10 protein-coding genes are annotated in these 12,461 nt (G+C 48.6%); 9 read left to right on the top strand and 1 reads right to left on the bottom strand.

Annotated elements, in window-relative coordinates:
* Window positions 1-12 precede the first annotated feature (12 nt).
* The 5 genes from BMY78_RS22670 to BMY78_RS22650 are packed head-to-tail and all read left to right on the top strand — an operon-like array spanning window position 13 to window position 5,672.
* Window positions 13-1,566 carry a DUF4127 family protein gene (locus BMY78_RS22670; protein ID WP_090903666.1) on the top strand — a complete coding sequence of 518 codons (1,554 nt, stop codon included), beginning with the start codon at window positions 13-15 and terminating at the stop codon, window positions 1,564-1,566.
* Window positions 1,567-1,583: 17 nt separating this feature from the next.
* The gene (locus tag BMY78_RS22665) at window positions 1,584-2,291 is read left to right on the top strand and encodes an N-acetylmannosamine-6-phosphate 2-epimerase (RefSeq protein WP_256222385.1); all 708 of its coding nucleotides are present in this window, start codon (window positions 1,584-1,586) and stop codon (window positions 2,289-2,291) included.
* Window positions 2,278-3,105 (top strand): MurR/RpiR family transcriptional regulator, encoded by an 828-nt coding sequence (locus BMY78_RS22660; protein WP_090903665.1) that lies wholly within the window; start codon window positions 2,278-2,280, stop codon window positions 3,103-3,105. The genes BMY78_RS22665 and BMY78_RS22660 overlap by 14 nt, the downstream gene beginning before the upstream one ends.
* 28 nt (window positions 3,106-3,133) lie before the next feature.
* On the top strand, window positions 3,134-4,090 hold the full coding sequence (locus BMY78_RS22655) for an ROK family protein (RefSeq protein WP_090903664.1): 957 nt from the start codon (window positions 3,134-3,136) through the stop codon (window positions 4,088-4,090).
* Window positions 4,080-5,672, top strand: coding sequence for an FAD-dependent oxidoreductase (locus BMY78_RS22650; RefSeq protein ID WP_090903663.1), 1,593 nt, complete (start codon window positions 4,080-4,082; stop codon window positions 5,670-5,672). Before BMY78_RS22655 ends, BMY78_RS22650 begins: the two co-directional genes overlap by 11 nt.
* A 182-nt stretch (window positions 5,673-5,854) precedes the next feature.
* Here BMY78_RS22650 and BMY78_RS22645 read toward each other — a convergent pair whose 3' ends face one another.
* A complete protein-coding gene (locus BMY78_RS22645) occupies window positions 5,855-7,921 on the bottom strand; it encodes a vWA domain-containing protein (RefSeq protein WP_256222309.1) in 2,067 nt (688 codons plus the stop codon).
* A 579-nt stretch (window positions 7,922-8,500) separates the two neighbouring features.
* Between BMY78_RS22645 and BMY78_RS22640 the strand changes: the two genes are divergently transcribed.
* The 4 genes from BMY78_RS22640 to BMY78_RS22625 all read left to right on the top strand — a co-directional run bounded on the left by BMY78_RS22640 (window position 8,501) and on the right by BMY78_RS22625 (window position 12,459).
* Entirely contained in the window at window positions 8,501-10,669 is a 2,169-nt protein-coding gene (locus BMY78_RS22640; protein ID WP_090903662.1) for a transcriptional regulator, read from the top strand.
* Between the two features lie 182 nt (window positions 10,670-10,851).
* A complete protein-coding gene (locus BMY78_RS22635) occupies window positions 10,852-11,277 on the top strand; it encodes a hypothetical protein (RefSeq protein WP_053781361.1) in 426 nt (141 codons plus the stop codon).
* A gap of 126 nt (window positions 11,278-11,403) precedes the next feature.
* Window positions 11,404-11,865, top strand: coding sequence for a J domain-containing protein (locus BMY78_RS22630; RefSeq protein WP_090903661.1), 462 nt, complete (start codon window positions 11,404-11,406; stop codon window positions 11,863-11,865).
* Between the two features lie 42 nt (window positions 11,866-11,907).
* Window positions 11,908-12,459 carry an FHA domain-containing protein gene (locus BMY78_RS22625; RefSeq protein ID WP_090903985.1) on the top strand — a complete coding sequence of 184 codons (552 nt, stop codon included), beginning with the start codon at window positions 11,908-11,910 and terminating at the stop codon, window positions 12,457-12,459.
* The last annotated feature ends 2 nt before the right edge of the window (window positions 12,460-12,461 follow it).

Below are 12,461 nucleotides of genomic sequence, written 5' to 3'. Positions count from 1 at the left end.
GTGATGGTATTCATGCAGAAGCAGTATAAGCTAAGCTTTGTTCCGTTAGATGAACGTCCTTGCAATTATGAGTTTCCTTATTTGTTGGCACAGGGAACGGAATTCACAGTAGAGCGTCCGCCACTTGAAATCATGGGCCTGAAAAAGCGCCCGGGCGATGTGGAACAGTTATGGACCTGGTTTGAGGAGAGCTGTGCAGGGGCAGATGGAGCAGTCGTCGCTTTGGATACGTTGCTCTACGGCGGGATTATACCTTCCCGGCTGCATCAGTTGGAGCCGGATGAACTGACGGCCCGGCTGGAGCGCCTTCGGGGGATCAAGCAGCGGTACCCGCAGCTAACTCTGTATGCGTTTCAACTAATTATGCGATGCCCGCAATATTCCTTGTCAGATGAGGAGCCGGATTATTACGCCGACTGGGGACGGGAGATTTTTCGCAAAGGTTTCATCAGCCATCGGCTGGAGCTGGGGATTGCGACGGATGAGGAGATCCGCGAGCTGGCCGATATCGATAACCGTCTACCAATAGAAGTACTGGAAGATTACCTGGGACGCAGGGCGGTAAACATTGAAGCAAACAAGCAGGTACTAGCTCTGGTTCAGGAAGGAATTATCGACTTCATGATTGTGCCGCAGGATGATTCGGCGCCTTATGGACATACAGCCAAGGATCAGGAGAAAGTGCGAGCCCGTATTACCGCCCTTGATCTGGAACTTAAAGTCTACATGTACCCTGGTGCGGACGAAGTTGGTTGCGTACTGCTCTCCAGAATGATAAACAAGGCTCGCGGCCGTATGCCGCTGGTGTACCCGCGATTATCATCTGTTCAGGGGGCGTTCGTTACCCCGCTATTCGAGGATCGATTTTTCTATGAGACGCTCAAATATCAGATTTTGGCTGCAGGTGGGTTGATTGTATCCAGTGAGACTGAAGCAGATCTGGTGCTGTTGATTAGCACACCCGGAGAGACGATGGCGGAAGCGGTGTCGCAGCAGCATTCTTTTTACAGCTATGATGTATACCGAAACCTGATGGAACTGGTGGAATATGGACACTTTCTGCTCAGGAGCAAGAAGAAGCCGGTGGCTGTAGCGGATGTGGGATATGCCAATGGTGGGGATCAGAAGCTGGTCAAGATGCTGCGGCAAAAAGACATGTTATTTGATCTGGCTGGATACGCGGCCTGGAATACCAGCTCCAACTCACTTGGTACCGTCATTTCGCAGGCTATGATCTATCTGCTCTATGGTCGTACACCGTCGCATCTTGATTTCCTCGCCCTCCGCTATGCTGAGGATGTCTGCTATTGTTCAGTCGTTCGGGGAGAACTTAGCAATGGCCCGGTGCAGGAGATGGGCTATGGAAAATACTTGCTGGATGGGTCTCGTGGTTCAGTGGCCGCCCGCGTAGAGGAAAGGCTGCGTCAAGAGCTTGCTGTGCGGATCGATAATGCAGCGGGGAGTATCCAAATTACCGACTGTTATATGCCATGGAACCGGATGTTTGAAGTGGGATTATCTGTAAGATTCATACCATCCAACCCTGGTAAGGAAAACAGAATATAAGAGAGAGGGTGAGAACCCTGACAAAGGTAGTGCTGGAGAAACTGCATTTGGGGCTGATTGTTTCCTGCCAGGCGCTGGCTGACGAACCGCTGCATGGTGCGGCGATGATGGCCCGCATGGCGGCTGCTGCAGAGGAAGGAGGGGCCGCGGGTATTCGGGCGAATGGGGCAGCAGATGTACGTGCCATCAAGCAGACCGTCTCATTGCCGGTTATTGGCATCGTGAAGCGCAATTACCCGGATTCTGCTGTATATATCACCCCAACCCTCAGAGAAATTGACGAGCTGCTGGAGGCCGGAGCCGATATCATTGCATTTGATGCGACCCGCCAGAGCAGGCCGGAAAATTATACATTGGAGCAAATCACCGCCTATCTGAACGCAAATAAGGCGGTTTCCATGGCAGACATCTCCATTCTGGAGGAAGCTTTATATGCTGAGTCACTTGGAGTTAGCTGTGTTTCGACTACTCTATCGGGTTATACAACGTATTCCAGGCAGCAGGAAGGGCCGAATTTGGAGCTGCTGGAAATGTCCGCACAGCAGTTGAAGATTCCGGTCATCGCCGAAGGACGGATTAGTAAGCCCTCACAGGTGGAAGAGGCGCTGGATCTGGGCGCATACGCTGTTGTGGTGGGCTCCGCGATAACTCGGCCACAGCTAATTACCCGACAGTTCGCAGCAGTGACCAGAAAAGCGAGGATGAAAAGAAATGGAGATGAATGACCGAATTAATACGTATTATCCTTCCATGACCAAGTCGGAGCAGAAGGTGGCCAGGTGCGTACGGGACAATCCGGATAATATAATCTATTTTTCTGTGACTGAGCTGGCTGATTTTGCTGGTACCGGAGAGACCACGGTGATGAGATTCTGCCGTAAAATCGGGTTTAAAGGCTATCAGGATTTCAAGCTGATGCTGGCCCAGGGGCTGCCGAAACGGCAGAACCAGCCAGACGGCGATCAGGGAGAGGACGATTATGCCGACCATTTATATGCCTCGATGGTGGGGGTGCTGCAATCCAGCTTGGGTATGCTGGATCGCAGCCAGTTGGAGCAGGCGGTGAAGTGTCTGGACAGCGCACGACATGTGCAATTCTTCGGCGTGGGCTCGTCAGGCATTACCGCTATGGATGCCAAGAACCGTTTTCTGCGTATCGGGCGGCGTGCGGAAGCGAATTCCGACAGCCATATCCAGTCCATGATGGCGGTAACGATGGGAGAAGGTGACGTGGCTTTTGGCATCAGCGTGTCCGGCAGTACGCTGGATACCAATGATATGCTGATGAAGGCCAAACAAAACGGAGCTAAGGTGATTGCCATGACGAACTATGCCAAATCCCCCATTGCTTCTATTGCAGATATCTTGCTCTTGACCGCGGGGAAGGAGTCTCCCCTTGAAGGCGGTTCTGTAGGAGCTAAAATCTCTCAGCTGTTTATTATCGACTTGCTCTGCCAGGGACTGGAGCGCGAGCATGGCGAAGAGACTAAAAAGATGAAGGAATTAACGGCCAGGGCGGTTATCGACCGTATTTATTGAAGGGTTTGTGTGAATAGGGGGAAAGCGAATGCCGCAGGTCATTGGCGTGGATGTAGGTGGCACAGGCATTAAAGGGCTTGTAGTCAATGAAGCCGGAGTCGTTCGGGTGGAGGCTAGGTGTGCAACAGAGGCCCGGTTGGGTCGGAAGGGCATACTTGAACAACTGCGTAGGTTAGTAAGTGAACTGTTATCTAGCTGTGGAGATGTGAAGGCACTGGGCATTGCTTCGGCAGGAAGAGTGAATGTGGAAACGGGTGAAGTGATCCATGCAACGAACAATTTACCTGGCTGGCAGGGAATGCCGCTGACAGAGTGGGCAACAGCGGAATTTGGACTGCCTTCGACTGCCGATAACGACGCCAATGCTGCACTCATTGGTGAGGCAGGGCTTGGTACCGGCCGCGGTAAGCAGAACCTGGTTATGCTGACACTCGGAACTGGGGTCGGTGGGGCCAATATGGCATTTGGCAGGATGTTACGGGGAGTAGACTGGCGCGGTGGGGACTGGGGGCACAGTGTGCTGGTGCCTGACGGTCGGCCTTGCAATTGTGGCAAACGCGGCTGCGTGGAGCAATACATTTCCGGTAGTGCACTGAAGCGGCTGGCGCGGGAACAAAAGGGCAACACGTATACTCACGGCCGAGAGATTATGACCGCTGCAAGCCAGGGAGAAGCAATAGCGTTGTACATTCTAGAGCGTTACATATCTGATTTGGCCTTGGTTATTGCGAATATATCTGCCTCGATAGATCCGGAATTGATTATTCTTGGTGGCGGTGTGACCCAGGATCAGGCTATATGGTGGCCGATGCTTACCGCTAAGTTATCCAGTGTCGGGTTAGAAGACCGGGTTGCAGTAGCTGAACTCGGTAACAGGGCAGGCTGTTTCGGAGCGGCGCAGCTGGCCTTGGAATGTTTGCGCCAGGACGACGGCGTTGGCTGGTCTAAAGGCAGTGACAGGGAGGAGACAAAGCATGAGGATTGAACAGGAGAAACACAGTGATATCGTCATTATAGGCGGTGGTCTTGGCGGGACTGCAGCTGCGCTGGCTGCAGCCAAGGCAGGTCTACGGGTACTTGTGACGGAAGAGACGGACTGGCTTGGCGGTCAATTGACCTCACAGGCAGTACCGCCAGATGAGCACCGCTGGATTGAACAATCTGGCAGTACAGCATCGTACCGTGAGTTCCGCAGCCGGGTCAGAGATTACTACAGACGGAACTACCCGCTTACGGATGTCGCCAAGAGGGATCCTGTTCTTAACCCCGGGAATGGCTGGGTGAGCCGCTTGGCGCATGAGCCGAAGGTCGCGCTTGCCGTTTTGCATGAGATGCTTGCGCCTTACGTGAACACCGGTCGAATCGAGGTGCTCTATCATACCGTGCCAGTTCAGGTAGATACAGCAGGTGACCGGGTTACTGGCGTGACTGTGCGTGAAGAGCCAAGTGGGGGATTAATTAAACTCCGGGGTGCCTATTATCTAGATGCCACAGAATGCAGCGATCTGCTTCCCCTCGCCGGAGTAGAGCATGTAAGTGGAGCGGAATCTCGGCGGGAAACGGGTGAACCACATGCCCTGGACGAAGCGGACCCACTAGACATGCAGTCGATTACCCATGTGGCGGCAGTAGATTATGTGCCGGGTGGAGACTTCACGATCCCCCTCCCGAGGGATTATGATTACTGGCGACAGTATGTTCCCTCGTTCTCGCTGTATCCGATCCTGAGCTGGTACGCTTCGGATGCCAATGATACCTCCAAGCTGAAAGAGTTCACGATGTTCCCGAATGATCAGGGCATAACCTCCCTGTGGGATTATCGGCGGATCGTTGACCCGGCTATATGGACAGAGTCACTGAATGATGGTGAAGTCACGCTGCTCAACTGGGCACTGAACGATTATTACGCTGGGCCGATCATTGGCGTATCGCCGGAGGAACGTGAGCGGCATCTGGAAGGGGCGAGGCAACTAACCCTTTCTTTGGTCTACTGGCTTCAGACGGCAGCTCCCCGCCTGGACGGCGGACAGGGTTATCCGGGTGTAAGGCTGCGTGGAGATGTGCTCGGCACGGAAGACGGTCTCGCGAAAGCACCGTATATTCGGGAATCACGGCGAATCCGAGGGGTATATACCATTACCGAGCAGGATGTGAGCAAGGAATTGCGCGGAGCAGAGGGAGCCAAACGTTACGAGGACAGTGTGGGTGTCGGCAGTTATCATCTGGATCTCCATCCAACAACCGTGAGCCAGCGGACTTTTTATATACCGAACCATCCCTATGAGATTCCGCTGGGTGCACTCATCCCGGTGCGAGTCAAGAACTTGCTCCCAGCTTGCAAAAATATCTCCATGACCCAGATTGCGAACGGTTGTTACCGTCTGCATCCCACCGAATGGAATATTGGCGAGGCTGCTGGCACCCTTGCCGCTTATGCCATTGCACAGCAAGTAGAGCCCTCAGAGGTGAGGGCTTCGGCGAAGCATCTTCACGCCTATCAGGCACAGCTGATTTGGCAGGGTGTTCAGCTTCATTGGACAGAAGCGGAACTGGCAGGGGAGTGTTAGATAGACTTTTAAGAGAACGTTGCTATCTTCACAACACATAAGCGCTCGAGATACCAAGGGGATAAAAAAATGATTCCTGTTCTGAACAGGAATCATTTTCTGTAAGTCGAATAACTCTCTTTGTGCATCTGTTTTTACAATAGTGCCATTGCAGATGATCGTTCTCATCAACTCTGCGATGATTATCCCATGGCCTGCTGTGGGTCTTTTTTTTGTCCTACATAGATATTAGTACTTGGTTTGATGGCTTTATATCGAATTTCAATCTCCGTGACTCCATCCTCAAACGTAATATACAACTTTTCATTATACTCCAGAGCTTCTGTATGTCTGGGCTTCACTGGTGTTCGTCCCCGAACGACTGTGCAGTTCGTATCATGCCGTACCAATAACGTTTCCTTTTTACCAGCCTCCAGCCAGATTCGTCCTGACTCCGGTACCTTAACCCCAATGTCCATACGATCAAATAGTTCACTGAGACTTACTTTCCGTCGCTCCAATGAAGTCAGTGGCCAATTCGTCACGGGAATATCTTCTCCGTTTGCAGTGGCCAAGAAGTATCCTTCCAGCCTTCCACGGAATACAGGTTTTGGTTTCAGTACAAACCAATACAGGGCGAAGATTCCCCCGGCTGCGAGGAGACCGAGACCCGTATATAGCAGTATCTTTTCGCGTAAAGAATGAATTTTCAACTGGATGTCTGTGGTTATACTCGCGCCTTCGGAATCCGTTGCGGTCACCTTGATAGATGAACTACCGGTGTGAAGCGAAGACCAACGCAGTATATTGCCTTCAATAACAGCATCTCCGAGTTTGCGCTCACTCCCACCTTCTGCGAGGGCATACGTTAATGGATCATTATTGGCATCCTTAAAATAGTTGCTTAGGTCAACCTCTGTATTGCTATCGTCTTTGGATAACACCATGGACTCCCCGGTTGCTACGGGGGCCTGATTCGTAATATCTACATCAACGGGAGTGATTTCCCGATAAAAGTCAGGACCATCAATTCGAAGACCCCATGTGTATAGATCCGATTTTGGAAAAGTGTATTTTCCCGTAAATCCGCTGCCTGTATTGGTCAAAGGGATGCGCTCTGTTTTTCCATCAGATGGGGTCACAATGAGTTCTGCTTCAAGTCCCTTGTAAACATTCAAATCCTGAATGGGTTTAGGGTCCACAGCCTGATCGTAGAGAGAGGCTTCAAATGTGATGCTTTTCCCCTTTACGGGCTGTTCCGTTGCCATATGTGCAACCGCAGACACGTTATAGTTTCCAAGTAGGTTGATCTTCACCAAATCTCCGCTGCGCCCCTTGAATTTCAGCTTGAACTGTCCTTTGACCGGACGAATGATCTTCATTAGAGCATATTTATCAGATCGGATGAAGCTGACATTGCTGGACTGATAATAGAGCTGAGCTTCAGAGACAGCATGATCAGAGAGCATGATAATGTTGGCATCCGCCATGCTTGAATTGGGAATGTCCACAGTTACCTCCTGCATTGCCCCTGTTGCTGTTACTGCCGCCACAGACACAAGAACAGATTGAATCTGATCTGCAAAAATCCGGTTGAAAATTTCAGGCAAGTCGTCTGCACTTCCCGTGATAAAGGAAGATCCACCCGTCTCCTGAGCTATCCTCTCCAGTTCAGCGGGGTTAACCGTACCATCGCGGTTTAGTCCGACGGTATAGATTGGATAATTAGCTTTTTGAGCCATCTCAATCACCTTGTCTACATCTTTGGATGAATCAGCTGGTGTTCTGCTCGACGATCCACGCAAATCCGTTTCCCCATCAGAGAGCAAAATCATAAAAGGCTTTCGTTTGTCCGTCTGGGACTGTTCAAGCAAACTCGCACCTCGGCGCAAGCCAAGTCCAAGATCTGTATACCCTGAGCGTTTTAAGCCATCAACACGACTACGAAGGTTATTTCGTGCCCCAGAGGATGAGATGTCCATTAGAGGTACGGATGAAGTGATTTGATCATTATAAGCTACGAATCCCAATCGGGTCTTAGGTCCACTACTCATATCCATAAACATATGTATAACTTCTTCGGCGATGCGATCTTTGTCGGTCTCATTCATAGAGTAGCTAACATCCAGGACAAACATGGCATCGAGCCCTTCATACGCGTGGGTCTTGACAGATGATTCCGCGTACATGCTGCGAATGTTCCCTGCTGGAATTAAAATGCTAATCATCAATAGGGAAAGCAGTATTTTTTTGCATTTAATTAATATCATGTGAGGCTTCGAATCTCCTTTCTGGTTTGAAAAACTTCGGTTCACTTGTTAGGGAATATTAAATTTCTTTGAAAAACTTTTGATTATTCACGGTATAACGCCGTTATGCGTAGTTTTCATTAATTAAGAATAATGCAACACCGCATGCTTTCAGTATTTTTACTCTTGATTAGGGGGAAAACCCCACTAGTCTTAAATCATTGAACATCATCCAAATTATAGGATATTCTATATCATCGGCATGATTCGTAAGGAAGTGAAGCGAATTCCAAAAATTAGTTCTATAGGTATATCGAAGGTTGCAAAATGAGCTTTTAGACCTATAGTGGGTAATATTGACAAAACATATCGCTGATGATTAAGATGAATTCCATAAATCTCCAAAGCAAACGGCATAATCTGGTGCATAAGTTCCAGTCGTATGTTGACAGCTCGTTCTATTGGTCTTGTGTTTGCTGGGAGTAGTGATTCTCCTGGATCATGACCGAAGGCTGATAGAGACGTGCGGAGTGTCAAAAATTGATGGAGGGGGGGAAGCATTCGCCCGAATGAATCATCATCTTGGCGGATGTTGCCTGAATGGACATTATTAATCAAACGAACCGAACGATGCTTTTTGAAGAAATCAATCCCGAGAAGTTGGACTTGATCACCATTGTTGGTGATGTGAAGGGCATCGACAGTCTGAGTGACGATAAGATCAAGGAGATTAACGAACATTTGCTTGTTCGCAGCTTCGATGAGTTCCTGGACAAGTTCTCACCTAGCGTGTACTCCTTTTTCAATGCGGTAAACCAGAAAGTCATGTATACGCTTAAAAAGCCGGAAGGTATCCCGGACGAAGCGATTTCGGAGATCAAGATCGACCATAGTAACGACTTTCTGAGAATGCTGTTCACCCTGATTGATACCAAGCGCAGTCAAGGTATTACGAACGTTGATTTCAAGTTTGAAAATCTGCTCGATATGATCTCACCGAAAAAAGTTATGGATGACATTCGTCAGGTACGGAAGGAAATCCATTACATGTATGGTCAGCATGAGAAGCTGGATGACGGCGATCCGAAGAAGCTGGATATCGGAGATAAGCTGAACGTCATGTTTGAAGATGCAAGCCGGAACTATAACAATGTCATGGCCATGCTTCCACTCGCCATTGAAGATATTAAGACCCGTTTGTTGCTGGGCCGTGCACAAGAAGAAACTTCTTCAGAAGCGATTCAGGTAGGGCAACTTACGATTGGTGAGAGCGGAGAATTGAAAATTATCGAAGCTCCGAAGAGTGATAACAACGAGCTGATGCTTCTTGATGAAGCAACAAGCACTGATTTGACGCAAGTATTTGCCGAAGATTACGATTCACTTTCCGAGACACCTTCGCCGTATGTACAGGATCTGGTGGTCCGCACATTCTGCCCGCTTCCTGCGGTACAGTCTGAAGTGGATACTGCTGTTGAAGTGCAGAATTACAATACATACCTGGAGTTTTACAAAAACGCCAAGGATGATTTTGTGAAAACGGTAAAACCGTTGGTTGAGAAAATATTGGGTGTCAAAATGTTCTTTGACCAATATGCGATTAAGAATAAAGGCATGCTTCCTTCCATGCTGATCTCAAATGCCAAACTGGATATGCTCGTCAAGAGCAGTAATATTCCGCGGCTTGAGACATATCTCAACACTGTCAACGCGAAGAATGATTTTACCGACACCATCTGGTTTGGTATCGTTCCTTCCGTAGAATTGGAAAATACAGGCCAAGTTAAAGTCAGCCGTACCCGTTTCCGTGGTAACGAGAAAGTGGTTAAACAAGACGGAAACAGCATGGAATCTCTGGCAATGCTCTTGCAAGTCGTTAAGGATTACAAGGTGCAGGTGTTCTTCAGCTTTGAATCCGGGGAAGAAACCACCTTCAGCAGCATGGCTACCGCAGGTATTGATAAGTATATCGATAAATGTTCAGTGTTGACCCGTAAGGAATACAGCGAATTTGCCATTCCGAGTGCTCCAAACTTCACGATTATTCCCAAGGAGAAGTCGGGAGTTGTTATCGACAGTCGCATGCTTCAGACAGAGAATGGTGTGGAACTTTCCAAGGAAAAGGAAGACATTCTGAAACTGTGGATTGAAGGCGTGTATGTTGGAGCGTCCTATGTATCTGCAGGGATTGTTGCTGCATATCAGTGTCCGGAATACCTGAAAGGGGCTTTCAAGAACGTCAACCGTGATTATCCAGGTGTGCGTTTTGACATTGAGGCAGGGGACAACAGCTTGCGTGTTGTAACAACGATGACCAAAGAAATTTCCGGATTTACAAATACCATCAAGGATTTGATTAACCGAAAAAACTTTGGATTTATTTTCTCATCGGAAAATGCCCAAATCCAGGATAGCGACATCAAACGGATCACGGTCTATAAAGCGAGAAGCATGGCGATGTCCGAAGATGGTTTCGATTCCTTGTACAAAACACTTGTAAGTACTTACATTGAGCGTTTGCTCCGTTTCCAAACCGGTGATTTCAAGCATGAAAATATCGTCAAATTCTTCAGCAACAATCCGAGCAGTCAGAAGAGCCGGTGGCTGGGAACTCGAGGGTCGATCAATTCGATCATTCAGGAAGGCGACGACATGAGCTTTATCATCGATGAAAAGAGCAATATGTGCCATATTGACCTGGTATTTAACGGCAACGTGAAGAACCTGGAGGTCATGATTACCAAAGGCACCAGTGCGATGAAAGTGTAAGAATACCATTTGAACAAGTCTGATTATTAAATATGATTCATCAAACAACGTATTATAGACATTTATTTTGGTGTTAGAGGCAGACTTCATCGTCTTGCCTTTATACATATATTCCGGTACCTCTCCCGAGATGGGGAGCATACCGGGCACATTTTTTCCTAATCTTAAGGAGGTTTTTATTAATGGGTTTTGTATTGAAAGTAGAAGGCGCAGAAACAATCGAATTGGGAATGGATAATATCCGTACAGTTGTGTATGACACGGATACACCAGATGATTCTAACGCTAGATCCACAGATGTAGGCGCAACACTTCGCATCAGCGGCAAAATTATCACTGCAACCGACGGTGACAATGCAGATGACACGATGAAACTTGCTTTGTGGTCCCTCGTGCCTGCTGAAAAAGCGGATTGCTACCGCAAAGTAACCCTGGAAGTGGTTGCAGCGGATCAAGTGGTACGCAAAATTTACTTGCCTAACGCATTCGTTGTGGATTACACAGAGCGTTTCGGTGATACCGAAGGCGTAGGTGAATTCAGCCTGTTCATCAAACAGAAAAAAGACAAAACTGAATTCACTAAAATTGAGGGCGGCTTCCCTGTATAAAAGGGAACAACTGTTGTCTTGGGCCAGTTCGTTCTGGTCCGGAACAACGCTGTCATGTTAAGGGGCCCTGGTGCCCCTTAATCTTTATTTACGCCCGAATACGGCAGGGAGGCAGGAAAGAATACCATGAAAGATTATTATGCCGTGCTTGGTGTGGAACATGAAGCTTCTTCGGAGCAGATCAAGAAGGCTTATCGTCAATTGGCGAAGAAATTTCACCCGGATGTTAATGGGGGAGATGTACAGGCAGAAGCACGTTTCAAGCAAGTACATGAGGCATACAGTACACTCGGAAATTCCGAGCTTAGAGCAGCTTATGATCAGCAGCTTCGCACTGGACGTAATACAGGTCAAGCGAAGGGATCAGCATTCAATACTGCCAGATCCAGTAAAGGCAATGCGAAGTCTGGGAGTGCAAATGCCGAGAAGGTATGGTCGGATCCGTCGCGGATGCAGGAACAGTTCGAACAATTTTTTGGCTATCACCCCAAAGGCAAGGAAAGTCCAAACGGTGGCAAAGCCGGTCCCAATAAAGGAATGGATATGTCCGCCATGTTTGACCGATATTTCGGAGTTCGAAAAAAGTAGACCGGTAGCTCGTTATGGATCATGCCGGTTCAGGCGGAGGTTATGGAAGTGAAACGAGGAAGGTCGGTATTGACGATGGGGCTTGACGCTTGCGTCGCCGTGATTTCGTTAGCCGTGCTGTATTACATATTTATCATCAACCGGGATATGAGTGCCCAGTGGGTAACTGGAATTATCGTGGTCCTCTCTGGAGGAGCATACCTGTATTTTAAATACATGCCAGCCACCAAGAAGGAAAAGAAGAAATTGTCTTCGCGTGTCGTGAAGCTTGTCCTTCTGGACGACGACGGTACAAGTGTGAAGGAATGGTATATTCAGGGCGAAACGAGTGTTTTGATCGGGAAAAGTTCGAAGAACAGCGAGGCTGACATTGATCTGTCCGATACGCCCTATGCGTCTCTCATTAGCTCGCAACATGCCGTATTAAACAAAGCCTCGGGTCAATGGTTTATCGAGGATATCGACTCCGCCAGTGGGGTAGGTGTACGTAAAGGAAATCAAAGCAGAGCATCCAAATTGGAAATCGAAGAACCCAGCCTGATTGAGGCAGGGGACTTAATTTATATTGCCAATACCCGCATTTTGGTGAAATAACG

The sequence above is a fragment of the Paenibacillus sp. OK076 genome, assembly GCF_900110055.1.
Classification (GTDB): Bacteria; Bacillota; Bacilli; order Paenibacillales; family Paenibacillaceae; genus Paenibacillus.
Note: the sequence above shows the minus strand (reverse complement) of the source record. Positions and strands in the feature narration are given on the sequence as shown.